Here is a 24,722-nt window from a genome sequence, read left to right as displayed (position 1 = left end):
TGATTTCTGGCCTACGCCCTGTACGAAATTGAAGAGGGAGTCTTCTGTCGGAAAATGATAAACCATCGATTGAAGAAATCGCGATATGAAGTGAAACGCGGGCGGAAAACTACCGGCTCCTTCATCGTCTCTGTGCACATATTTCCCCTCCTCCGTTCCATACTAACGATGACAATACATGCCAAGGAGGAGAACATATGGTCACAAAGCAACAAACGACGCTGCCTCCGCAGCACCAGACACGCCAACCGGGTCTGCAAAGTGAAATGAACCCGCAGCCAGTCACCATCAAAGACACTTATCGAGGAAGCGGCAGGCTCGAAAATAAAGTCGCTATCATCAGTGGCGGTGACAGCGGCATCGGTCGGGCGGTCGCGGTTCATTTCGCTAAAGAAGGTGCCGATGTGGCGATCGTTTATTTAAACGAACATAAGGACGCCGAGGAAACGAAACGGCTCGTCGAACAGGAAGGAAGACGGTGTCTAGCCATTGCGGGAGACATCGGGGACGAAGCCTTTTGCAAAGAAGCGGTGAAACAGACCGTCGAGACATTCGGCAAGCTTGACATCGTCGTCAACAACGCGGCCGAACAGCACCCGCAGCCGAACTTGCTTAACATCACCGCCGCACAGTTAGAGAAAACGTTCCGCACGAACGTGTTCGGCTACTTTTTCTTAACGAAAGCGGCGCTCCCGCACTTGAAAAACGGGAGCACCATTATTAACACTGCTTCAGTTACCGCTTATGAAGGAAACGAGCAACTCATCGACTACTCGGCAACGAAAGGGGCAATCGTTGCTTTTACCCGTTCGCTCGCCAAAGCGCTCGTCGGCCAAGGCATCCGTGTCAACGGTGTCGCCCCAGGCCCCATTTGGACGCCGCTCATCCCATCGACATTCAAAAGCGAACAAGTCGCCACGTTCGGCGCCAACACCCCGATGAAACGGCCAGGCCAGCCGAGTGAAGTCGCCCCGTGCTACGTCTTTTTGGCGAGCGATGAATCGTCGTACATGATTGGGCAAATCCTTCACGTTGACGGAGGCAAATTCATTAGCGGCTGATGACAACGGCTTCCGTGAAATTGGCGGCCACTGTTCCAACACCTTTTCATAAAATTACGTTATCTTTTCTTACAAAAAAGTGGAATGATATGTAAAGAACCATTACGATAACATTATGATGTTCCTCTCCTTCGTTTCGAAGGTGCCCCTCTTCTCTTTGCCCGTCTCCATCACCAAAGAGACGGGCCGCTTTGTTTTCATATGGCTCAAAAAAATGATGTGGTCATTTGTTTTTAGGTAGGTATACAAAAAACATAAGAATGTCTTGAACATGATAAAGGAAGCGCTCTTGATGAATCGAGAAGACTGATGAAATGATTATTTTGTTCCTATTGATCGTTCTTGCATAAAGAAAAACAAGGTATCTGTTAGGTTTTTCGAATAGAAAAACTGCTTGATGGCGCTTTCTGACTTACTAAATCGACATATGGGCTGACAATGCTTTTTAGCATCAGTCCCACTTCTGTCAAATGAGTGTTAAAAAACCATCGGCCTATTGTTATGGGTTCAAAATTTATGAATGCATCAATTTAATTTAAAAAGCCCGCTCATCTCCTCGAACTGATGACGCCACAGCGCTTTTCACCGCTTTGACTTCATAATGACTCACTTCGACATTGAGAATGAACTCTGGCTTTGACTCATTACGTCTCGCTTTATGACTAGCGATATGGGCATCGCTTTTCTCCCATTTTTTCCAATGCTCTTCCGATTCCCATGTGACCAAAAGGATGACTTCGTCGTCACCACGGCGTCTTTTTTTGACTAAAATTTTCATATCGACAAATCCGTCTTGCTGTTCGACGATTCCCGGCTGGCTGAACCGTTCGACTACTTGATCTGCGTATCCTTCCGCTACCGTGATTTTGCGCATTTGAATAAACATCGTCCTCTTCTCCCTTTCATTTTATGTGTAAATGTTCCGCTTACTTTTCCTCATTTTGGTCCTCTTTGCCTTGAGCTTCATCTGTGTTGCTAGACATCGGCATCATCTTTAATTCCTCTTCATGAATGTCAAACAGTTGAATGAACTCATTCATCACCATTTCAATCGCTTTCAGCTCTCCGGTCAACACCGGATGGATCGATTGCAGTTCCGGTGTTTGCAACTGCTGCTTCAACGTTGCACGCTTGACGTACAGACGTTCTAAAAATTCGAGCGCCCGCCTGCGACGGAACGTTTTAGCGCCGCGATGAGACCCTTGGCCCATTCGTTCTCGTTTCCACGAAGGACATCCATCAAGCAGCTTACCATGTTCGGGCCAAAAATGTCCCTCTCTTCCACGCATCATCGTTTTCTCCTTTCCATCCACTTTACTCTTTCACTCGCGCTACAGTCACACCATCGCCGATCGGGATGAACATAGCGTCAAGCTGAGGGTGAAGCGCTACAGTTTCATTGAATTGCTTCATGATTTCTCCACGTCGTTCGAGGGCGCGCGGTGAACCGATGCCGCTGCCAGCCAATGTGTTGTCAGCAACGATGATCGCTCCCGGCTCCGCTAATTGGATGCAATAGTCGAGGTAATTGACGTAGTTATCTTTATCCGCATCAATAAAGAAAAAGTCAAAATATTGGCGGTCCATAACAAGCGTCTTAAGACTCTCCAAAGCAGGACCGATGATGTACGTGACTTGACTGCCAAAACCGGCTTTTTCGAGATGGTGCTGCGCCAAACGCGCATAGTCTTCGACCAATTCAAGCGACGTTAACGTACCTTCAGGACCCATTCCTCGCGCTAAGCAAACACCGCTGTAGCCACCTAGCGCACCAATTTCAAGCACTCTTTTGGCGCCAGAGATGGCCACAAGCATCGTGAGCAACTTCCCGGTGGCCGGTGAGACGGAAATCGGCGGCAAACCATGGACCTCAATCGAACGAAGAATATTTGTCAGCACCTCATCTTGCGATCCAAACAGTTCATTCATGTAACGGTTCAGACGGCGAAAAACATCCAATCCATCTTGCGGATCAAACCGATGTTCCGGATGCATACAAGAGCTCCTCTCTTTTTAATACTCGTATACAATCGTATACAAACATTTCTTAATTGTCAAATTTTTGTGTTTGCAACTATATTTATTTACAGAGAACGAGTCACTTTTCCTTCTTTATACAGGGGAAGAAAAAAGACGCCCATCCTTATGATGGACGTCTTTCCTTCAGTCATATCACCGCCTCGTACACGATCCCCGCTCAACGAGCCGGTGTGGGATGATGATGCGCTTGATCGGTTCATTTGGATTTTCGACTTTTTCGATTAAACTTTTCGCCGCTTCATAGCCGAGTTGGAAGATGCCAATATCGACGGAAGTCAACGGCGGGCGCGACATTTCGGCGAGCAAGGTGTTGTTGAAGCTGACGATCGACACATCTTCCGGAACGCGAAGACCAATTTCATCGAGCGTTTTGACCATCCCGAGCGCCATGAGGTCATCAGCAACGACAAGCCCGGTCGGCGGCTCGGCTAGAGAAAGCAGCTCCTTCATTGCCTCGCGGCCGCCTTCTTGCAAAAACTCTTCATGAACGACGTATTCCGGTCGGTACAACAGTCCAGCTTCACGCAGCGCCTCTTCATAGCCTTCTTGACGGTCGGCGGTCACAAAATATTGTGGATTGCCACCGACAAAAGCGATGCGCTCATGGCCATGGTCGATTAAATAGTTGGTGGCATCTTTTCCAGCTTGGACGTTGTCGTTATCGACATGGGTCACTTGTTCCGCTTTTTGGTGCGGTTTTCCAATGACAACGAACGGGAAGCCATGTTTTTGCAAGTATTTCATTAACTTGTCGTTCTGCCGCGAATAAAGCAAAATCACTCCGTCAACACGCCGCCCTTGCAACATCTCGATCACCCGTTCGTAAATGTCGCTTTCTTTTTCCCCGGTTGACATTTGCAAGGCGTACCGTTTTTCATGGGCAGCTTTGCTGATGCCGCGGATCACTTCCGGGAAAAACGGGTTTTGCAGCGCCTGATCAGCTGAGCTTGGCATGACGATGCCGATCACTTGCGTCGCTTGGCTTGCGAGGCTGCGGGCAATAAAATTTGGATGGTAGCCAAGCTCTTTCATTGCCTCGCGCACCCGTTGCTTTGTTTTCTCACTGATGCGCGGGCTATCGGCAATCACGCGCGAGACGGTCGACGGCGCGACATTGGCTCGTTTGGCGACGTCTTTAATCGTAACGGTCATATACTACCTCCTTTCTTTATTCATTTGTCCGTTTTGTTCGTTTTTTCACCATGTATAAAAACAAGATAAATAGTGCGTAAACCGCAACCATTGCAACGATAAACGGCACGTTAACTCCCGTTTTGTTCCGTAATTTGTACACTTCTGCTGTTTCACGATCCAAGACAATATCGTAGCCATCCTCATCGCCACGGACGAGGTCATCGAGCAAAAAGCCACGCAATTCCTTGTTTTTCGGCAGCTGTTCGTTCGTCAGATGAACGTGCTTCGTTTCACTCGTGTTGTTAATGGCAATGACCGTCGTTTCGTCTTTGTATTGGCGTTTAAACACCGCCATGCCGTCTTGTTCATACAACAACGTAAAATCGCCGCGCCGCAATGATGGCAACTGTTGGCGGAGCGGGCCCACTTTCTTTAAATAATCGATGATTTCTGGATCGGCACGGAAGTCCATCAGGCGGCGATTGTCCGGATCAGGACCTCCAGTCATCGCAATTTCTGTTCCGTAGTACATAATCGGAATGCCCGGCGCAGTGAACAAATACGTCATCGCTACTTTCATGCGTGAAATCGGATTGTTCCGATGATCAATGACGAGTTTCGTAAATCGGACGTTATCATGGTTGTCCAAAAATGATCCAAGCAAATACGGGCGGTCGTAAAATGTCTTGTTATACTCCCATACATCATAGAGCGGCCGAAGCGATGCATCACGTTTGGCAAGAGACTGCTTCACCGCACCGTACAGCGGGTAATCGACAAACCCGTCGATGCCATACTTTCCGTAATCAGCGATATAGCGCGGATCATCACTCCACACTTCGCCGAGGAGAAAAAAGTCTTTTTTTACCGCTTTCACTTCTTTCGCAAACTCTTGCCAGAACGATTTCGGCACATGGCGTACCGTGTCGAGTCGGTAACCGTCAATGTCGGTTTCTTTAATCCACCATTTGGCTGCGTCAATTAAATAGTTTTTTACTTCCGGATTTTCCTGCGCCAAATCGGGAAGTCCATACACCCAACCGTTTTCCACCTGCTCTTGGCTGTTCCAGTCGAAAATCTCTTTCTTCGGATGGAACCAATCTTTTTTCGCCGGGTCATGAAGCCACGGATGGTCGTAGCCGACATGGTTAGCCACGAAATCCAAAATCACTTTCATATCGCGCTTATGCGCCTCTTTGACGAGCGTCTTGAGGTCATCAAGCGTGCCAAAATGCGGGTCGACTTCGTAAAAGTCCTCGATCCAATAGCCATGATAGCCGCCCGGCCTGTTTTTAAAAATGGGAGTCAGCCAAATGGCAGTGAAGCCCATTTCTTTAATATAATCGAGCTTCGCTGTCACCCCTTTTAAGTCACCGCCAAAATACCCTTTTGGATCATTGACATTGACGTCTTGGTCGTTCGTTGAATCCATGTTGTTAAAACGATCGACCATAATAAAATAAATCGCTTCGTCTTGCCACGTCCGTTCTTCTTTTTCCGCCGCCGCAACCGGCATGGCATAAAAAAGAAGGAACGGAAGGATGAACAGCATAAAAAGCCGGTTCCCCATTTCCGTTTCCCTCCTTTACTGTCTATTTTTTCTGTTTGGAAACGGGTAAGCCCACTATTTATGATAGCGATTCTTACCCTTTTGTGCCACCCGCTGTTAAGCCGGAAATCAAATACCGTTGCAGGAATAAAAAGACGATGGCAATCGGAGCGGCAATCAAAATGGAACCGGCAGCAAAGCGGGTAAAGTTGTTGGCAAATCGGTCGCTGATAAAGTTAAACAACCCGACTGCCAACGTAAATTTCTCCGGATCGCGCAAGACAATGGACGGCAGTAAAAAGTCAGTAAACGGCGCCATGAAGTTAAATAAAGCGACAACGGCTAAAATCGGCTTAGCAAGCGGCAGCATAATGCGGAAAAAGACACCGAAATGGCCGGCTCCGTCTATGCGTGCCGCCTCGTCAAGCTCGCGCGGAATCGTGTCAAAATAACCTTTCACAAGCCAGGCGTTAAACGGGATTTGCCCGCCGACATAAATAAGAATCAGTCCCCAAAGTGAATCGAGCAAATGGAGCATATTAAGCAAAATATACAGTGCTACCATCGCCATGAGTGACGGAAACATTTGTAACACTAAAAACAAATACAGCCCCGTTTTTCTCCCGATAAACTTATAGCGTGAAAACGCATAGGCGATGAGCGCCGTAAACAAAACGGACAACGCCGCGTTGGCCGCCGCGACAAACAGGCTGTTTTTATACCAAAGTAAATAATTGCTATCCGGACTCGTAAACAGCCATTTGTAATGCTCAAGCGTCCATTTTTCCGGGATGATCGATGCTGAGTACAAACTTGTGCCCGGATTGAGTGACATGCTGATCGTCCACAGGAGCGGATAGGCGATGACGACAAACATAAACGCGATAAACAAGTAAATGAGCGCTACTTCTATGTGTGATTTCCATTTGCGGTTCATTAAATGTTCCCCTCCTCTTTAAAGGAACGGGTGCGCCGGAATTGATAGATGGCAAATCCGCTGACAATCAAACCGATGATGAGCGAGATCGCGGCCGCCATATTGTAGTTGTTCGTCGTAAACGTCAAATCGTACACCCACGAAATGAGAATGTCCGTCCCGCCAGCATTTTGCCCACGCACCGCCGGGCCGCCATCATTAAATAAATAGATGATATTAAAGTTATTAAAATTCCCAGCGTATTGCATGATTAATAGCGGTGCGGTCGCATACAGCACATGTGGCAAGGTAATCGATTTGAACTTTTGCCAGCGCGTCGCCCCGTCGATGTCGGCCGCTTCATACCAATCGCGGGAAATACTTTGCAAAACACCGGTAAATAACGCAAATACAAACGGGAACCCAAGCCACGTTTGAATTAAAATGAGCGCCACTTTCGTCCAAAACGGGTCGGTCATCCATGGGATGGACAATCCGAACAAGTTCAGCACTTCACGGTTAATCGCCCCGAATTTATCGTTAAACATCGCCGCAAACACTAAAATCGTGACAAACGATGGCACGGCCCATGGCAAAATGAGCACCGTACGGATGAACCGTTTAAACTTAATGCGCGGATCGTTGACCAACAGGGCCAAAAACAACCCAAGAGCAATTTGCATCGTCGTCGCCACGACCGTCCACACAATCGTCCACGAGAGAACGCTGAAAAACGTGCTCTTCCAAATTGGGATCGACACTAAGTTTTTAAAGTTTTCAAATCCGACCCAATTCAACAAATGCCGTGGCGGCGAGTGGTACAAATTGTAGTCGGTGAACGCAAGCGACACCATAAACAACAGCGGCAGCACGACGATAAACAAAAGCATCACAAGTCCAGGCGTCACAAAGATGTACGGAAACCCTCGGTCCCACGCATTGCGGCATGATTCAATAAGCGAGGGGGCGGGCTCGCCACGCTGCCGCCGACGGGCGTCGTTTCGCGCATCAATGATGTTCGCAATGTGCAGCGCGACTGCAAAAGCGATGATGATGACCGAAACCAATCCTTGAATCAACAGAAAAATTGAGTGATCGAGCATCGGGATTTCCCCAAGCGTAACGAGTCCCCACAACCCGATGTTCAAAAAGTTATAAAATGTGATTAAAAAGGCTGCTTCAATGACAATAAATACAATCCCTTTGATATATCGACGGTTGTACAATTGACCAAGGCCAGCAAACAGCAATGACAGCACCATCGCCACCTCCGGCCGATGACGAGCGCTTGCTTCCGACATCCGAACTCCCCCCTATTGATGGATAAGAATGGTGGATAGACATGAGCCTATCCACCACCGTATGACATGTTATTTTCCAGCGCCACTGGCCGCGATTTTATCTTGAATCGTTTTGACCGCCTCATTCAACACTGCTTTCGGGTCGTCGCCTTTGGCAATAAATTGCAGGGCGTTCCCCATCGGGTCCCACACTTGCGACATTTCTGGCACGTTCGGCATCGGCTCACCGTATTGGATTTGCTCAGCAAAGCCGGCGATCAATGGGTCATTCGTAATTTTCTCATTCGTCAACGCTTTTTCGTTCGCCGGCATTTCTCCGGCTACTTCATAGTAATGAAGCGAATTTTCCTCATTCGTCACAAACTTCATGAAATCAACGGCCCATTCTTTATGTTGCGAGTAAGCAGACAACATCCACGTTTTGACACCAACAAATGATTTCGGATGCTCACCGTTTTCGAGCACAGGCAGCGGCGCTGTCGCCAACTTGTCACCTAACGCTTCTTTATACGAGGCAATGTTCCACGGGCCGGTGATGGCTACCGCTACATTTCCTTTCGTAAACAGACCGTTCATAACGTCATTGGTGACTTCTTTTGGAATATAACCGTTTTGAAACCATGATTGAACGAGCTCCGCTCCTTTGACTGCTCCTTCATTCGCCAATCCGATGTCGCTCGTGTCGTATTTGCCGTTTTCATTTTTAAACACATAGCCGCCGTAGCCAGCAAAAAATGGGTAAACGAAATAGAAGTTCTCCGCTTCCATTAAAAATCCGTATTGATCTTTCGCCGCATTCGTTTTTTCCTTGGCAATCTTCATCAAATCATCTATCGTTTTCGGCGCTTCTGACACTAAATTTTTGTTATAGAAAACTCCATACGTTTCAGCCACTGTTGGTACGCCATACGTTTGACCGTCATACGTTACCGCCTCAATCGCTGTCGGACTGTACTCGCCTTTCGCATCACCAAGATCAATCGGGTCGGCCAACCCTTGCAGCACGATGTCGCCGATGCGGTCATGCGGTTGATAGAACACGTCTGGACCTTTGCCAGCCGGGCCGTCAAGCGCTAGTTTTTTCGTTTGATCAAGCATGCTGACCGCAACCATTTCGATTTTGATCCCGGTTTTTTCTGTGTACTTTTGGAAAATATCTTTTAATGCTTGTTTTTGTTTTTCGTCGTCGTTTACCCAAACGACGAGCTTTTCCGGTTTTTGCGCATTTTCCGTCGTTCCTTGGTTCGCCTGCTTCGATTGCTCAACGTCCCGTTTCGGTCCGCAGGCAGCCAACATGCCAATCAACATTACAGCCATGAGAACTAAAGAGAATGCCTTCCTCATAATCCCCCTCCTATTTGTCATTACATAATCACTGCAGTCCAATCAATAGGAAATCGTTTGCACAGATAAACTAAAACTATTTCTGTGAAAACGATTGCACTGCTCATTTCTATTATATCGCCTATTTTTCATTTTACAAGCTTTTTTTTCTACTGAATTTGACTTTTTTTCTCTCTTTTCGTACTCTTTAATCAGAGGATGGCAATCATGCAAACGATTGCTTTCATATATGAAGGAGGAGAGGCCAAATGAGGAAAGAAGCCATCTACCACCGCCCGGCTGACAACTACGCCTATGCCTATGATAGTGAGACACTCCATCTTCGTCTTCGAACAAAAAAAGACGATATCGATCGTGTTGAGCTGCTGCATGGTGACCCGTATGACTGGCAAAACGGAGCTTGGCAGTTTCAAACGATGCCGATGCGAAAAACAGGAAGTGACGAGTTGTTTGATTATTGGTTCGCCGAAGTCAAACCTCCCTATCGCCGGTTACGCTACGGGTTCGTGCTGTATTCAGGAGAGGAGAAGCTCGTTTATACAGAAAAAGGGTTTTACTTTGAGGCTCCAATCGATGATACGGCTTACTACTTTTGCTTTCCCTTTCTTCATCGAGTCGACTTATTCGAGGCGCCGGATTGGGTAAAGGATACAGTCTGGTATCAAATTTTCCCTGAGCGGTTCGCCAACGGCAACCCATCAATCAGTCCAGAAGGATCGCGGCCGTGGGGGAACGAGGATCCAACACCAACCAGCTTTTTTGGCGGCGACTTGCAAGGGATTATCGATCATCTCGATTACCTTGTTGACCTTGGTATTACCGGTATTTACTTAACGCCGATCTTCCGTTCTCCGTCAAACCATAAATACGATACCGCTGATTATTTTGAAGTCGATCCACACTTTGGGGATAAAGAAACGTTGAAAACGCTCATCGACCGTTGCCATGAAAAAGGTATCCGCGTTATGCTCGATGCCGTGTTTAACCATTGCGGCTATGAGTTCGCCCCGTTCCAAGATGTATGGAAAAACGGTGAGTCCTCAAAATATAAGGACTGGTTTCACATTCATGAATTTCCGCTGCAAACAGAGCCGCGGCCGAATTACGATACATTTGCATTCGTGCCACAAATGCCAAAGCTGAACACCGCCAATCCAGAAGTGAAGCGTTATTTGCTTGATGTTGCGACATATTGGATTCGTGAGTTTGACATTGACGGTTGGCGGCTTGATGTTGCCAATGAAATCGACCACGAATTTTGGCGCGAGTTCCGCCAGGCAGTAAAGGCACTGAAACCGGACGTATACATCCTCGGGGAAATTTGGCATGATGCGATGCCGTGGCTGCGCGGTGACCAGTTTGACGCGGTCATGAACTACCCGTTTACAGACGGGGTGCTCCGCTTTTTCGCCAAGGAAGAGATTGGTGCACGCCAGTTTGCTAATCAAATGGTGCATGTACTTCATTCGTATCCGAACAATGTCAACGAGGCCGCATTCAATTTGCTCGGCAGTCATGATACATCAAGAATTCTCACCGTTTGCGGCGGGGATATCCGCAAGGTGAAGTTGTTATTTTTGTTTCAACTGACGTTCACGGGTTCACCATGCATTTACTATGGGGATGAAATCGGCATGACGGGCGGAAACGATCCCGAGTGCCGGAAGTGCATGGTGTGGGATCCGATGCAACAAAACAAAGAGCTGCACCAACACGTCAAGCAGCTGATAGCGCTGCGCAAACAGTATCGGTCACTACGCCGCGGGGAAATCTCCTTTCTTCATGCCGATGATGAAATGAACTATCTTATTTACAAAAAAACAGATGGAGATGAAACGGTGTTAGTCATCATCAATCGGAGCGACCAAAAAGCCGACATCCCGATCCCGCTCGATGCAAGAGGAACATGGCTCGTTAACCTCTTGACTGGGGAACGGTTTGCAGCCGAGGCAGAAACGCTTTGCACCTCCTTACCGCCCTATGGGTTTGTACTTTATGCAATAGAACGTTGGTAGACCTGTTTCATAGACAATCATAATAGCAGCCAATATATGAACACCGGTGCAGCCGCTGCACCGGTGTTATACGCGTTGGGCTATACGCCGATACTCAGTCGGCGTCATCCCTTCCATTTTTTTAAATAAACGCGAGAAATAAGCGCTGTCATCAATGCCAACTCGTTTGGCGATGGCCTCGACCGTTTCATTTGTTTCAGCCAACCATTGTTTCGCCTTTGACAATCGGTAGTACGCCAAATAATGGCTAAAGCCCATCCCGAGCGTTCTTTGCATGCACCGAGTGACGTAATCCGGATGAAAGCGAAGCTCGCGAGCAACCCTCTCCAATGTCACTGGCTCGCAGAAATGGTTTTCGATATACGCCACCGCCGCAGCGCTGACCTGTTCTGAAGCGTTTGGAACAGAAAGCTCTTGCTTTTGCAAGTGCCAAAGGAATTCGACAAACAGAAGCAACTGCCGCAGCGGCCGCTCGATATCCCGATCGACGTTTGACTCAACAATCTGGTTGAGCAGCTGTTCAGCCCTCTCTCGTTGTTTTAATTCCCCATATTGGCGAATGGCGAGCCGATATTGGATCGGTTCCGTGTACGTCGCCTCTTTTTCCATCACTGTTTGCCGACTGACTGGGTGATCGGCAACCACTTCATAATCCGTCAACAAAAAATGAAGCCAAACATACTCCGTCCGTTCACTGCACGGACGATGCCCGTAATGTTCCCTTCCCGGGATCAACAGTAAATATTGTCCACTGCCAACGGCAAATTCACGTCCGTCTTCCGTCATATATAAGCAGCCTTGTTTGACATAAAGCAAGTCGAAGACCGAAAACGTTCGGCGGAAATGACGTTTTCCTGCTGGAAATACACTTTCCGCCCCTTTAATGAACACAGGCAAAGGTGGCAACGAAAACGTGACATAGTCCATCGTCATCCCCTCTTTTCTTGTCGGAAAAATGCAAGTGAAATCGTTTCTCTCTCTTTCCATTATGCAACAAACTGGCTAAACTTGATATATCGTTCTAGTCGGAATAAGAAAAAGGAGTTGTCACAACATGCGCCGTGAGGCCAAAACGTGGTCACTGTTTTCATTGACGTGGCCTATTTTTATTGAAACGATGCTGTATATGGTGATGGGCAATGCTGACACGCTCATGCTCAGCCAGTACTCAGATCATGCGGTCGCTGCCGTCGGGGTTGCAAATCAAATCATCGCCTTAACGATCGTGTTGTTCAACTTCGTTGCCTTGGCAACGGCAGTTCTCGTCGCGCAATATTTAGGCGCCAAGCGAGAACAAGAAGCGATCGAAGTATCACTTGTTTCCATCGCCGCTAACTTGTTGTTTGGACTGCTGTTGAGCGCCTGTTTGGCTGCGTTTAGCTCATCGATTTTGCGGATGATGGATTTGCCGGCAGAGCTGCTTGATGAAGGGAACCGTTATTTAACCATTGTCGGCGGATTTTCATTCATTCAGGCGCTCATGATGACGGTCGGTGCCATCTTGAAAAGCTACGGCTTTACGCGGGATACGATGTATGTAACGATTGGCATGAACGTCTTGAATATCATCGGCAACTATTTCCTTATTTTCGGATCGTTTGGCCTCCCTCCCCTCGGGGCGGAAGGAGCGGCCATTTCAACAGCAGTAAGCCGGCTGATCGGTTTTGCGGTGTTGGTTGCTTTATTGTCCAAACGAGCAGGCATTTCCCTTGCCCCGCGGGCGTTTCGTACGCTACCGTTCCGCCATTTGCGCTCGTTGCTGAAAATCGGCGTTCCAGCAGCCGGGGAACATCTTTCTTACAATACAGCGCAAATGGTCATCACCTACTTCATCACATGGCTTGGCGCTGAAGCGCTAACCGTGAGGGTGTATACACAAAACATTATCATGTTCGTGTTTTTATTCGGCATTGCAGTCAGCCAAGGGACGCAAATTCTTGTCGGCCACTTCGTCGGCGCCGGACGGTACAAAGAAGCGTACGACCGCTGCTTAAAAAGCTTATACAGCGCAATCGCTATATCAGTGCTAATGGCCGCTGTCACCTATTGGTTCGCCGAACCATTGCTCTCACTCTTTACTGATGACCGGTCAATGATTAACCTTGGCCGTAAACTATTGCTGTTGACCATCATCCTAGAACCAGGCCGCTCCTTCAATCTAGTCATCGTCAGCTCGCTCCGAGCGGCCGGGGATGTGCAATTCCCTGTCTATATGGGCATTTTGTCCATGTGGGGAGTCGGAGTGACGGTAGCGTATGTATTTGGCATTGCCCTCGGGTTTGGCCTTGTCGGCATTTGGCTATCGTTCATCGCTGATGAATGGTTGCGCGGACTATTGATGCTTTGGCGATGGCGGTCGCGCATCTGGATGAAAAAAGCGGTGGCGCCGCAAGCGAAAATGGCATAGTACTGCTCTCTTTGCTATTCAATAGAATAAGAGCTGCGCCCTCACGCAGCTCTTATTCTTTAATATGAATGCCGTAATGGTCAAACCAAACATGCACCTGGCCAAGATAAGCAAGCAGCTGTGGTCCGGTCATGAGTTGCCCGAACCATGGCATTTGGAACGACTTCCCTCCCGATTCAACAAGCGCCGTCAGTTTTTCTTGATCGAAAAACTCGTGCAAGATAGAAGAACGATCACGAAGCAGTTGCTTGAGCCATTGCTTCACCAACTTCGTATACAGCGGATGGTGTGTTTTCGGGTACGGACTTTTCTTTCGATAGAGCACGTCTTGCGGAAGCAGCCCTTCAAGTGCTTTGCGCAAAATACCTTTTTCTCGTCCTCCGTACATTTTCATTTCCCATGGGATATTCCAAACATATTCAACGAGCCGGTGATCAGCAAACGGCACACGTACCTCAAGGCTCGCCCCCATGCTCATCCGGTCTTTCCGGTCAAGCAGTGTCGTCATAAACCAAATCATATTTAAGTAAAACAGTTCACGCCGCTTCGCCGCCTCGGCACTTTCCCCTTCAAGACGCGGCACTTCAACAAGCGTTTCTTCATAACGCATTTGCACGTAGTCGTCAAGGCGAAGTTTTTTCCGCCATTCTTCTTTTAACAAGCCAATGCGCGCTTCAATCGAGCGCATCCACGGAAACCCTTTTCTTGCTAAGTCATCTGGACGATGAAACCACGGATAGCCGCCGAAAATTTCATCCGCACATTCTCCAGATAAACTCACGACAAACTGCTCACGAATTTGTTTACAAAACCAAAGGAGCGAAGAATCGACATCAGCCATGCCTGGAACGTCACGGACGATCACTGCATCACGCAAATGTTGGAACAGCTCTTCTTGAGTGATCACGCAGCGATGGTGGATCGTTTGAAACTTGTTTGACACTTGTTCAATAAACGGCGCATCTGTATTTGGCTGAAAATCGTTCGCCTGAAAATATTGATCGTTTCCTTCATAATCGATCGAGTACGTATGGAGCGGTCCTTTCCCGTTAGCGGCGAAAGCGTTGGCGGCAATCGCTGTAATGGCGCTTGAATCAACGCCGCCCGACAAAAAGGTGCATACCGGCACATCGGAAACGAGCTGGCGTGTGACAGCATCGGTCAATAAAAAACGCAGCTTCTCGATCGTTTCCCCGAGCGAATCACGATGGACATCGCTTTCGACGTTCCAGTACCGCCAGACGCGAAGCCCGGTACGGGAGAAGGTTAACGCGTGCGCCGGGCGCAGTTCCTGGACACCATAAAATACTCCATGTCCCGGTGTGCGCGACGGACCGAGCCCAAATACCTCCGCTAACCCTTCATAACTGACTTCTGCTTTTACATCAGGGTGAGCTAAAATTGCCTTCACTTCGGAGCCGAACAGCAACTCTTCAGCCTGTTGACGGTAAAACAATGGTTTGACTCCAAGACGGTCACGCGCCATAAATAACAGTTCCCGCTCCTCATCCCAAACAGCAAAGGCAAAAATACCGTTTAACCGATCGACACATTGTTCTTTCCACTCTATATAAGCGGCGAGCAGCACTTCTGTATCAGAATGGCCGTCAAACCGGTAGCCTTTGTGCAACAGTTCTTTACGGATGTCTTCCGTATTGTATAGCTCACCGTTGTAAACGATCGTGTAGCGGTGTCCGTTTTTGTTCCGGATCATCGGCTGTTTGCCGCCGGCCGGGTCAATAACGACGAGCCGCTTATGACCGAACGCAGCATGAGTGTCGAGCCATGTATTCGTATCGTCCGGTCCACGTTTAGCGAGCGTCTCCGTCATCCTGGTAATCACCTCTTGCTTACGGCGCAAATCACGCCCGAAATGCACCCAGCCAGTGATGCCACACATACGAACCAATCCTTTCTTTATCAAAAATGGCAAATAAATATTTGTTCGCCCGAACCGTTCACATTGTTCTTTCGATCGCCCGTTCCCCTTTTTCCTCGCGGCTATCCTCGACTATCGTTCCTCCTAGCAGAGCGATAGTCATTGCCGCTTCGGCATGATTCCATTTTATGCACTATCGTTGATTTCGATGAATTGTCCGAAGACAACAACCAAACGAATAAACAAACAAAAAAGTGGAAAAAAAGAGGAATACAAGGAGGATGAAAAAATTGGATATTGAAGAGCGCTTGCAGTGTATTGCTGAACAGCCCCGTGCTTACGTGCAAGGAACTGTAGAGTTTGTGAACGATGAATGGATATTTTTTGATGAAGAGGCGGAGGAAGCGTCTCTAGTCGAAGAAATGGCGGAACAAGGCATCGAGCTGTTCCGCTATGGTCACTGGCTATCCGGACAGTGGCAAGAAACCGGCATGATCGCTACTGATCTCGGCATTTTTCCCCTGACAAACGGCGACCGTATCCGTTTCCGCAAACGGCTGACATATGCGTATCGGCAATGGCTGGCCTCGCTCCCCGATCCAGCTTTTTTTCAGTTCGTTCAATGGCTAAACAGCCTCGGTTTTTCTCTTTACGATTGCCTGTATTGCTACAACGGCCTATTGTTTGCCAAATCAACCGGCGTCAATTTCATCATTTATGACAACACCGAACAGATCGGTAGTGTCCACCATTACTATGAGCGCGGCCAAGCATCCAGCGACCGATTTGAAATCACGTTGAACAACGGTGAACGGGCCATTTGCACCCAAATCGGCTGAAGACGAAAGCGGTCGGCAGCTGCGTTGTTTCGCTGCTGACCGGGTATCCCGCCTTCAACTGAAAAGTAAACAGCCACTTTATCGGATACGGTGGCGACGTTATCCTTATTGATCAACTAGATAAAAATACTTATTGCTGCCCTGCCACATACGGAGTCACCTCTTCAGCCATAAGCGGCGGACAAAGCGCATACCCTTGAGCATAGCTACATTGTAAGTCGCGGAGACGTTCAAGCTGTTCTAGCGTCTCGACCCCTTCAGCAACCGTTTCGAGCCCTAACCCGCGCCCCATTGTAATCATCGCGCTAACGATAGCCGCATCGGACGCATTAGCATGCAAATGCTCGATAAACGCCCGGTCAATTTTCAAAATAGTCGCCGGCAGCTGCTTTAAATAATGGAACGAAGAATACCCGCTCCCGAAATCATCAACGGCGATGCCAACGCCAAGCCGCCTTAATTCGTCTAGCGTTCGCATCGTGCTCGATAGATGACGAAGCATCGAATGTTCCGTCAGTTCAAGATGTAGGCATGACGGCGACAAATTCGACTGCTTGAGCGCTCGTTTCACATCATCTACAAATCGTTCATGCTGAAACTGTACGGCAGAAACGTTGACAAAAATAGCTAGTTTGTCATTGCCCGTCATCTCTTGCCATCGCTTCGTCTGTTGGCAAGCAGTTTGCAGCACCCAACGCCCGATTTCATGAATCCATCCGGTTTCTTCAGCCAGTGGAATAAACTCATCCGGCCGCACCAGTCCAAGCTGCGGGTTCCGCCAACGAATAAGTGCCTCTGTAGCGATGACCGCACCAGTCCGTACGTTGACAATGGGCTGATAGCAAAGGAACAATTCATTTTTTTCGACTGCCTTGCGTAAATAGCTGTCCATTTCCAGCCGGTGCACCGCTTCTTCATTCATTTGAGCACAGTAGCGCTCCACCCGGTTGCCGCCGCTTTTTTTCGCGCTGTTCATTGCCATGTCGGCATGGCGCAACAACGTGTGTTCGTCCGCTCCGTCATCGGGAAACACGGCTAATCCGATACTGGCCGTAATAAAAAACTCTTTTTGGCTATACACTGTCGGTTTCGATACTTCGCGTACAAGTTGAAGCGCGGTTTCGGTCGCCGCCCCGGCGCTCGTTTTTAACGGAAAAAGCAAACAAAACTTATCGCCATGAAATCGTCCAAGTTGCGCTCCGGCCGGCAGCACGCGCTTCATACGCTCAACAAGTTGACGCAAAATATCGTCGCCAGCGTAATGACCAACACTGTCGTTAATCCATTTAAACCGGTCGAGATCAATTAAGGCGATTACTACTTTCTGCTGTTTCTGTTTCGCTCTTTTCAGTTGTTTAGAAAACAATTCCATCCATTTCGTCCGATTCGGCAAGTTTGTATCCGGGTCGTAGTACGCCAAATAAGAAATTTTCTCCTCTGCTTTCTTTTGCTCTGTAATGTTGTGCCCGATCCCGTAAATGCCGACCTTTTTCCCGTCAACAATAATCGGGATGTTTTTCATTTGAAAAAGGAGCCGTTCTCCTGACTTCGTCGGAATTTCCAAATCATACGTTTGCACATTTCCGCGCAGTGCCCGGTAAAAATAGCGGGTGACGCGGGGGATGTCGCTTGAATGAACATACTTGAGGGAATTGGTATATAAAATTTCTTCTTTCCTATAGCCAAGCACTCGTTCAAAGGCAGGGTTGACGCTTGTAAAATGACCGTGCAAATCGGTGGAATACACAATATCGGTATTATGTTCAAACAGTGATTTATATCGCTGTTCAGACATCTGCAGGCGGGCATGAAGCCGTTCCATATCGCGTGATGATGTCGACATCAACTGAGCTAACGTCGTTATCCCTTCCGGCGGCTGCGGTATATCCAAAGTTGGCCTGTCTTGTGTCGACACTGCCCCTTCCATTAATGAAACAGCAGCAAACGCTCCTAACCGCCCAGTTGTATACGCGTCTTTTACCATAACCTCCATAGCCGGAAATGAAGTAGCTTTCCCGAACGCTGAAACCATCCCCTCAAGCATTGGACGCGTATACCCTTCTAATGCCGTACTATAGTAAAATATCATGTCCCCGACTGGTTGCTTAGCCGTTTGTATCGTCAAATCGTGCATGCTTGAGTAAAATGAGGGAGCATGCATGTAAGCAAATCTCACTTTTTCCCCTTCACTAACATGGCCGTTGACCGTGATCGTTCCGTTTTCACCCATCCCTATGATCGGCAAGCAATCATAATATCCGTTCCGCTCCACAACAAAAGGAAACTCCATTCCAGAAAATGGTAATCGATCAATAAATTCTTTCCCTAAATAGCGTTCTAAATAAAGTGATGCTTTTTGCCCGTCGAGCTCGCCGATCTGTTGGTCGGAGCTTTTCGTTACTAAGAACGCCAAACCAACAGGTTCCCATAAAAACGGGGAGAAACAGCGGACCCGAAGTGACGCGCCGCTGAATGAGACAGCGACCACCCCCTTATCAAGACGGCCGTCGCGCGAAAATAAAGCGCAACCGTCCGGAAGGGTGCAGCCGACGATGGTCATCCGTTCGTTGGCAAGCGGCAAATGACGGAGAAGAGGCAGCAAAGCAGCGCGGCAATCGGTAAATAATAAGAGCAATGCCGTTTCTTCGTGAATGACCGCCTCTGCGATCTGCGCGGCCAGCTCGGTCGGATGAGCAGAGTCAACCGCCGACAAGGCCAGCGACGAAACACTGGATTGCGCCATTGACATCACGCTGGCTAAAAACGTTGTTTCGCCGATGATCGGCAATGATCCCGCCACTCCGACAAGATGGGCGCTCGGCCAACGGCGTGCCGCTAACTCGACCGTATGGCGAACCTGCTCTTCATCGTCAGCGGCAACTTGGATGAACAATGACCCAGGCAGCGCAGAAAAATCATCCTCGACTAGCCGGTACAGTTCCTCGGCATGGCGGCAACGCAACGAACGCATGAACAATAACGCCTCCCCCATCAACAAAACAATCAGAATACTAAAAAATAATTATTGATTTTAACATACTACATTTTTCTCGAAGGAAAAAGCGGCAACCCGCTGTTGGGCTACCGCTTTGTTTAGAACAAATCAAAGCCGAGCGGCAACAGCAAACCGAGGAATAACGTCACAACAAGCGCAATCACCCATTGCGTCCATCCTGCCGCCATGCTTTTTCCTTTTTTTCCCGCCACAAGAACCATTTCCATCGCTCCAATTACCCATAATCCGGCGAGCGCTTTCAGCCAGTAAAGTCCAGAAATCGAGGCGATGCTATGCAACAAAAGCAAACCGGTAATGATAGTTATAATATAAAACAGCCGCAAAACCATTTTTATAATGTTGGCTTTGGCCGCCCCTGAACGCTGCATCGATACAGCGATCAAGAATAAGATAATCATAATGAACCAGCTCGTAATATGGGCATGTGTCAATGTGTATCCCTCCAACTTTCCCAAGTCCATTCTCATCATAGCATGGGCGGCAAGCTGTTGACAAACATTACGAAAGATGAAAAACTCCTCTATTTTTGATAACCCTTTTCGGCGGCATGCTATCTCTGTTTGTGCTTAGCTCATTCCCCGACTTTGTTGCGCAGCGTGCCGATTCCCTCGATGGTCACTTCGACGACATCACCTGCTTGCAAAAAGCGCGGCGGATTCATTCCTTTGCCGACCCCAGCCGGCGTTCCTGTAGCAATAATATCGCCCGGTTCAAGCGTCATGCCTTTTGAGATCGTCTCAATGATCGATTCAATCGGAAAAATAAACTGTTTTGTGCTCGCCTGCTGCCGTACTTCGCCGTTCACTCGCGTTTCAATGCGTAAATCGTTCGGATTTGTTACAAATTTGCTTGGCACGATCCATGGCCCCATCGGACAGAACGTGTCCAAGCTTTTGCCGAGCAAATATTGTTGGTGTCGCTCCTGCAAATCACGGGCGGTCACATCATTGATAATCGTGTATCCAAATACGTAATCGAGCGCTTCTTCGCGGCGAATCGCCTGCCCTTTTTTACCAATGATCAATGCGAGCTCCCCTTCATAGTCCACTTCGTCAGTGACATCCGCATGGCGCAAAATCGTTTCCTCATGGCCAATGACCGTCGTCGGCGTTTTCGAGAAGACGATTAAATGCTTCGGTACATCAGCGGCATCTCCCAGCTCAAGCGCATGGTCAACATAGTTTTTGCCGATGCAAAAAACGTTTTTCGCCGGCCGCGGAATCGGGGCAAGGAGGCGAATATCACCAAGGCGATAGACGTAGTTCGCTCCCGAGTAGCGAAGAGCCCAATCGGCAACTTCCCGAGCTCGAGCCAAAAAAGCATCCCCTTGGGCGATGGCCTCTAGCATGGATGACGGAATGGTCTCCTTCCCGTCCATCGCCCGTTCAGCACGGCGCAAATGAATAGCCGTCTCCTCCCCTTCCGGCACCACTCCGATTGCTGGTTCTCCTCCATTGAAAATAGCCGTAATTAGTTTCACTGTCTTCCTCTCCTTCTCTACCTAAGTGTTCAAATGCACGGGAGCAGGCATACAGACTGCATCCCCCCATCGCAGCGCATTGACTATTCTATTCGCTATTCACGAGACAAAGTCCTGTTTTTTGTAGAATTTTGTCTAAATTAGGAAATTTACCACTTATTTTCCCGAATCGCTTCCTTTTTCCGTCGTTATATGTATAATAATGTTTAGTTTCCACTATAGCTGTCAGTTATGACCTTAGTCATACAACAAAGGTCTCACCTCGGTCACTGGTAGCGACAAGCCTTAACCAACATTTCAATAGAATTGATGGTGAAGGAAATGGTTCTCCTACTAATCGAAGAAAAACGACAACAAATGATCGAATTGGCTCTCACCTATGGATTTACAGCGAAAGAAACGATCCAATGCAGCCAAGAGCTTGACCGATTGATCAACCAATATTTGCAGCAAACCACGGTTTTTGAACCGCCTGTTCCATCCGTCCAATGAGGGACGGATTTTTTATTGACCCGGCTGTCGTCGAAAAGGTGGACGCATCCCGTACGTTCCCCATCTCCACAGCCACTCTGCCGGGCCAAAACGAAATCGGGTGAACCAACAGTGGCTTGCCCATAAACTAGCGACATATATCCCGATCGCCAATAGCGCTCCTTGCCATTCGTTCAATTGTCCGTACCATCCAAGACCATAGCTGTAAAAAAGGGAGGTGCAAATGAGTGACTGTGTGAGATAGTGAGTAAGCGACATTCTTCCGGCATCTTGCAGCCATCGCCACACTGGCTGCCAGTTCGTTTTCCTGCAAACCAACATGGCAGCAATGGCGTAGAACACTGCCAAAACAGCACCTCCAAAGTTGTCTTGAATATACATCGTCAACGTGTTGGCCCCAGCCCAATACGGAATCGTTTTTAACGCCAGGCCAAGACATAGCGCTCCACTCATCAAGCGTCGCAGCGCAGCGGTTGGATAGCGTCCGGCCTCGAGCCAATGCTCTTTAGCGGCATATCCGCCGAGGAAACAAAACGGCAATACAGCCAACAACGTAAATAAAAGTCCGCCATCACCATTGAGATACGACCAATCGTGCCATCGCTGCCAAAATACCTCGCGAAACGTTCCGCTTTGATAATGGTGAAGGGCGGCAGCTGCCTCTGCCGCTTGGCCCTCAGCTGTCTCCGTTCCCCCGGCCAGCATACTCATGAATAGCAACAATATTACGAGGATGTGAAAAAAGAAAAAACCGGCCAACGCCGCCATCCGCCACCAATGTGACGGGGCGTTCATGAACAAAAGCAAAATAAGCCCGGCGAGCGCGTACGGAATTAAAATATCGCCAAACCAAAGGCCGAACGCATGAATGATGCCGATCACAAGCAAAAGGAGGAAGCGGCGCAGCAAAATCGGAAACGGCCGCTCCCCACGCTGATGCAATCGGTGGTAAAGTACGATCGTACCGAATCCGAATAAAAAGGCAAACAGCGGATAGGCGCTTGCTTCAAACAAAAGATCGATCGCTGCGGCAACCACACGGTTGAAGGTGTTGCCGTCAACGTCTTCCACATATAACGCCGGTGACGAAAAATAACGCATATTAACAAGCAAAATACCAAACAAAGCAAATCCGCGCAAAACATCAACTGCCGCAATTCGATCTGCCGATAAAGGCGTCACATGATCCCTTCTTTCTATCTCTCCGTTATGTCGAGGAGGCCAGCTCACCTATTCAGCAACATCATCGCATCACCCAACGCCTCATCAGCTCACTTTACAGCTAGCGGTCATGTCCCCGCCGAACCGCGCCCTTCCGTCATGTGAGGCGATTCGTCCGCCTGTCGTTTTCATTTCGTGTCTCTGGTTAGCGCAGTGGTGCATCCGTCACGTCATCCGTTTACGTAACACCCCGCTTTTTCGAGTGAATCCCACTATTGACGGTGTAAATACACTTTTTGAATTTTTCCAAAGGCGGTCTTTAGCAGTTCATCCACAAATGCTACGCCTTAAAGTGAGCCAATTTTTCCCGCGAAAAGGTGATCAGTTCCTCTTCGTATGCCCGGGTTGAACAACGACGAATGCATGCGGCGTTTCCCCATTTTTCATGCGACACGGCGATAACGAATGACCGTTTCGAGCATAGATGGATGAGCATAAAGCGTTCCTTCGACTTCAACCGAGGAAATGTTTTCTTCTCCACTAATAATATCCTTTTTTCGGCTGACGATATCATTATGTCCTGTCGTCATATCTCCTGCATGCAACCAACTGTCGCTTCGTCATTTTTCCAATCCCCTTTGGCTGCGGGCAATCACCTCACCGATTACCCGTCCACTCTGCAGCACTTCCTCTCCATGATCGTTGACGACTTTCACTTCGCATCCGATCATCGGATAGCCGGTTTTTGCTTTCTTCCGCTGCTTTTATTCAGCAGGCATTCCGATGGGTATGCACAAAGCGGTACGTTCATCTCCCCGACCATATATTTTAGAAAATTCCCAATAACATTATATAGTGAAGATAGAAAAAAAGAAAAAGACGGTCTTTTTCATTGTCGACCGTCTAGTTGTTTCCTTTTACACCAGAATCAAACACATCTGAATCAATCGTATTCGTGACGCTGCAAAACGTGTTCGTTTGCAAAAACTCAGCAGTATTGCCACCGCCGGCACCGGAGTTCGCTTTTAATGTACTTTTGGGAGCGATTTGTAACACATCCCCCATGTTTACGGTGCCGTTGCCGTCCACGCTCGTAACCTTAATCCCGCCAATGACGATTGCTGGCATCGCCTTCTCCTTCCTTTCTCTCCATTCCCCTTTTTTTATCGTATGCAGCCAAGCTGGCGGCCACCTAGACCTCTGTCCTCCACTGAACCGATTTTTCTCCCCTTTCATACAATATAATTAAAGATACGGGGGGAGGAGGAAGTCTTATGCCTTCATTTATTAGTGGCCCGATTAAAATTACCCATGTGAGCGGGGATGGCACCGTCAATTTTGGCGATGTATTACAAATCGCGCCAAAGAGCACAGGTAAGTCGCATGCCGGCGCAGGTGGCAGCAACTGCGGAGATTTCTTGCAGACGAATACGTTTGTTAGCTTTACGAACACAGGAGATCCGGACTTTTCCGACTCGAATAATACAGCCAACAATTAGAGCGAACGTTTTCCGACTTGTGCCCATACACTAGTATTACCTACGAAGTGATGAAAGGAGCATGCCCCATGCCGGCTTTTGTCGGAATCGTGAAACTGAACAGCGTCGGGAGCAGCGGCGTGTTCCATATTGGAGATGTGTTTGCGATTTCCCCGCAAAGTGTGTCAAAAACGTTCGCTGGAGCCGGTTCGTTTAACACTGGCGACGGGCTTTATATCTATAACTATTACAGCAATACGAACACGAATGACGCTGATGTTGCCGACGAAAATGTCGTTGGCAACGTATAGAGGAGGGGAAGGAGGTTGAATTTTTATATCAGCCAAAGCATTTGCATTCATCAATTGCGGATCGGTTCGGTGACAAACTCATCCGTTTTGCAAATTGGCAGTGCTGGCAGCATTCAGGCACTGTCGACGCTCTCCAACACCGGTGGATTCACCGGTCCAGCCCCGCAAGCGACTGTACCGCTCGGTCCGCAAGCGCAACCGGTCGGCCCTCTCGTTCCTCTCCATTCGGCCAATCTCTAAACTCAACAGAAAAGAGTGATGAGAACCAGGGGACGTCCATATACTGAAGTAAGAGGGCT

General features: G+C 48.4%; 23 protein-coding genes and 1 pseudogene. 8 read left to right on the top strand and 16 right to left on the bottom strand.

The window, feature by feature from the left end:
- Positions 1-197: 197 nt before the first annotated feature.
- Positions 198-1,061: an SDR family oxidoreductase gene (locus tag NSQ22_RS03915; protein WP_029761420.1), complete on the top strand. Its 864-nt coding sequence runs from the start codon at positions 198-200 to the stop codon at positions 1,059-1,061.
- A 535-nt stretch (positions 1,062-1,596) separates the two neighbouring features.
- Here the strand turns inward: NSQ22_RS03915 and NSQ22_RS03910 are convergent.
- The 8 genes from NSQ22_RS03910 to NSQ22_RS03875 all read right to left on the bottom strand — a co-directional run bounded on the left by NSQ22_RS03910 (position 1,597) and on the right by NSQ22_RS03875 (position 9,345).
- Entirely contained in the window at positions 1,597-1,947 is a 351-nt protein-coding gene (locus tag NSQ22_RS03910; protein ID WP_029761421.1) for an antibiotic biosynthesis monooxygenase, read from the bottom strand.
- A 40-nt stretch (positions 1,948-1,987) separates the two neighbouring features.
- On the bottom strand, positions 1,988-2,272 hold the full coding sequence (locus tag NSQ22_RS03905; RefSeq protein WP_230459261.1) for a hypothetical protein: 285 nt from the start codon (positions 2,270-2,272) through the stop codon (positions 1,988-1,990).
- A 103-nt stretch (positions 2,273-2,375) separates the two neighbouring features.
- The gene (locus NSQ22_RS03900; RefSeq protein WP_099232966.1) at positions 2,376-3,056 is read right to left on the bottom strand and encodes an O-methyltransferase; all 681 of its coding nucleotides are present in this window, start codon (positions 3,054-3,056) and stop codon (positions 2,376-2,378) included.
- 177 nt (positions 3,057-3,233) lie between these two features.
- Positions 3,234-4,253 (bottom strand): LacI family DNA-binding transcriptional regulator, encoded by a 1,020-nt coding sequence (locus tag NSQ22_RS03895; protein ID WP_008879063.1) that lies wholly within the window; start codon positions 4,251-4,253, stop codon positions 3,234-3,236.
- A 16-nt stretch (positions 4,254-4,269) separates the two neighbouring features.
- On the bottom strand, positions 4,270-5,805 hold the full coding sequence (locus tag NSQ22_RS03890) for an alpha-amylase family glycosyl hydrolase (RefSeq protein ID WP_008879064.1): 1,536 nt from the start codon (positions 5,803-5,805) through the stop codon (positions 4,270-4,272).
- 73 nt (positions 5,806-5,878) lie between these two features.
- Positions 5,879-6,721, bottom strand: a complete 843-nt coding sequence (locus NSQ22_RS03885; protein WP_008879065.1) for a sugar ABC transporter permease — start codon at positions 6,719-6,721, stop codon at positions 5,879-5,881.
- On the bottom strand, positions 6,721-8,001 hold the full coding sequence (locus tag NSQ22_RS03880; protein ID WP_171355414.1) for a sugar ABC transporter permease: 1,281 nt from the start codon (positions 7,999-8,001) through the stop codon (positions 6,721-6,723). The genes NSQ22_RS03885 and NSQ22_RS03880 overlap by 1 nt, the downstream gene beginning before the upstream one ends.
- A gap of 69 nt (positions 8,002-8,070) precedes the next feature.
- Positions 8,071-9,345 (bottom strand): extracellular solute-binding protein, encoded by a 1,275-nt coding sequence (locus NSQ22_RS03875; protein WP_081157005.1) that lies wholly within the window; start codon positions 9,343-9,345, stop codon positions 8,071-8,073.
- Between the two features lie 248 nt (positions 9,346-9,593).
- On the opposite strand from NSQ22_RS03875, the gene NSQ22_RS03870 reads away from it, so the two are divergent.
- Positions 9,594-11,360 carry an alpha-glycosidase gene (locus tag NSQ22_RS03870; RefSeq protein ID WP_081157003.1) on the top strand — a complete coding sequence of 589 codons (1,767 nt, stop codon included), beginning with the start codon at positions 9,594-9,596 and terminating at the stop codon, positions 11,358-11,360.
- A gap of 66 nt (positions 11,361-11,426) precedes the next feature.
- Here the strand turns inward: NSQ22_RS03870 and NSQ22_RS03865 are convergent, their stop codons facing one another.
- Entirely contained in the window at positions 11,427-12,287 is an 861-nt protein-coding gene (locus tag NSQ22_RS03865; RefSeq protein WP_081156992.1) for an AraC family transcriptional regulator, read from the bottom strand.
- 127 nt (positions 12,288-12,414) lie between these two features.
- On the opposite strand from NSQ22_RS03865, the gene NSQ22_RS03860 reads away from it, so the two are divergent.
- Positions 12,415-13,767, top strand: coding sequence for an MATE family efflux transporter (locus tag NSQ22_RS03860; protein WP_081156990.1), 1,353 nt, complete (start codon positions 12,415-12,417; stop codon positions 13,765-13,767).
- 52 nt (positions 13,768-13,819) lie between these two features.
- Here NSQ22_RS03860 and asnB read toward each other — a convergent pair whose 3' ends face one another.
- A complete protein-coding gene (asnB, locus tag NSQ22_RS03855) occupies positions 13,820-15,667 on the bottom strand; it encodes an asparagine synthase (glutamine-hydrolyzing) (protein ID WP_081156988.1) in 1,848 nt (615 codons plus the stop codon).
- A 269-nt stretch (positions 15,668-15,936) separates the two neighbouring features.
- On the opposite strand from asnB, the gene NSQ22_RS03850 reads away from it, so the two are divergent.
- Positions 15,937-16,485, top strand: coding sequence for a DUF2777 domain-containing protein (locus NSQ22_RS03850; RefSeq protein WP_081157088.1), 549 nt, complete (start codon positions 15,937-15,939; stop codon positions 16,483-16,485).
- Positions 16,486-16,615: 130 nt separating this feature from the next.
- Here the strand turns inward: NSQ22_RS03850 and NSQ22_RS03845 are convergent, their stop codons facing one another.
- The 3 genes from NSQ22_RS03845 to NSQ22_RS03835 form a co-directional block, all read right to left on the bottom strand.
- Positions 16,616-19,456, bottom strand: coding sequence for an EAL domain-containing protein (locus tag NSQ22_RS03845; protein WP_011886894.1), 2,841 nt, complete (start codon positions 19,454-19,456; stop codon positions 16,616-16,618).
- Between the two features lie 122 nt (positions 19,457-19,578).
- Positions 19,579-19,932 (bottom strand): YisL family protein, encoded by a 354-nt coding sequence (locus NSQ22_RS03840; protein WP_008879076.1) that lies wholly within the window; start codon positions 19,930-19,932, stop codon positions 19,579-19,581.
- A 140-nt stretch (positions 19,933-20,072) separates the two neighbouring features.
- The gene (locus NSQ22_RS03835) at positions 20,073-20,981 is read right to left on the bottom strand and encodes a fumarylacetoacetate hydrolase family protein (protein WP_008879077.1); all 909 of its coding nucleotides are present in this window, start codon (positions 20,979-20,981) and stop codon (positions 20,073-20,075) included.
- A 309-nt stretch (positions 20,982-21,290) separates the two neighbouring features.
- Here NSQ22_RS03835 and NSQ22_RS03830 point away from each other — a divergent pair, with 309 nt between their 5' ends.
- Positions 21,291-21,473 carry an aspartyl-phosphate phosphatase Spo0E family protein gene (locus NSQ22_RS03830; protein ID WP_223812822.1) on the top strand — a complete coding sequence of 61 codons (183 nt, stop codon included), beginning with the start codon at positions 21,291-21,293 and terminating at the stop codon, positions 21,471-21,473.
- 12 nt (positions 21,474-21,485) lie between these two features.
- On the opposite strand, the gene NSQ22_RS03825 is transcribed toward NSQ22_RS03830, so the two are convergent.
- From NSQ22_RS03825 to NSQ22_RS03815, 3 genes and pseudogenes are all read right to left on the bottom strand, one after another.
- Entirely contained in the window at positions 21,486-22,655 is a 1,170-nt protein-coding gene (locus NSQ22_RS03825) for a DUF418 domain-containing protein (protein WP_108437919.1), read from the bottom strand.
- 251 nt (positions 22,656-22,906) lie between these two features.
- A pseudogene (locus NSQ22_RS03820) lies at positions 22,907-23,413 on the bottom strand (AMP-dependent synthetase); the annotation flags it as partial.
- A 124-nt stretch (positions 23,414-23,537) separates the two neighbouring features.
- A complete protein-coding gene (locus tag NSQ22_RS03815) occupies positions 23,538-23,762 on the bottom strand; it encodes a spore germination protein (protein ID WP_008879079.1) in 225 nt (74 codons plus the stop codon).
- 146 nt (positions 23,763-23,908) lie between these two features.
- Between NSQ22_RS03815 and NSQ22_RS03810 the strand changes: the two genes are divergently transcribed.
- The 3 genes from NSQ22_RS03810 (at position 23,909) to NSQ22_RS03800 (ending at position 24,663) form a co-directional block, all read left to right on the top strand.
- Positions 23,909-24,133: a spore germination protein gene (locus NSQ22_RS03810; protein ID WP_008879080.1), complete on the top strand. Its 225-nt coding sequence runs from the start codon at positions 23,909-23,911 to the stop codon at positions 24,131-24,133.
- A 68-nt stretch (positions 24,134-24,201) separates the two neighbouring features.
- On the top strand, positions 24,202-24,423 hold the full coding sequence (locus NSQ22_RS03805; RefSeq protein ID WP_008879081.1) for a spore germination protein: 222 nt from the start codon (positions 24,202-24,204) through the stop codon (positions 24,421-24,423).
- A gap of 15 nt (positions 24,424-24,438) precedes the next feature.
- Positions 24,439-24,663, top strand: coding sequence for a spore germination protein GerPB (locus NSQ22_RS03800; protein ID WP_011886890.1), 225 nt, complete (start codon positions 24,439-24,441; stop codon positions 24,661-24,663).
- The last annotated feature ends 59 nt before the right edge of the window (positions 24,664-24,722 follow it).

This window comes from Geobacillus sp. FSL K6-3411 (assembly GCF_037965715.1).
GTDB classification, from domain to species: domain Bacteria; phylum Bacillota; class Bacilli; order Bacillales; family Anoxybacillaceae; genus Geobacillus; species Geobacillus thermodenitrificans.
Note: the sequence above shows the minus strand (reverse complement) of the source record. Positions and strands in the feature narration are given on the sequence as shown.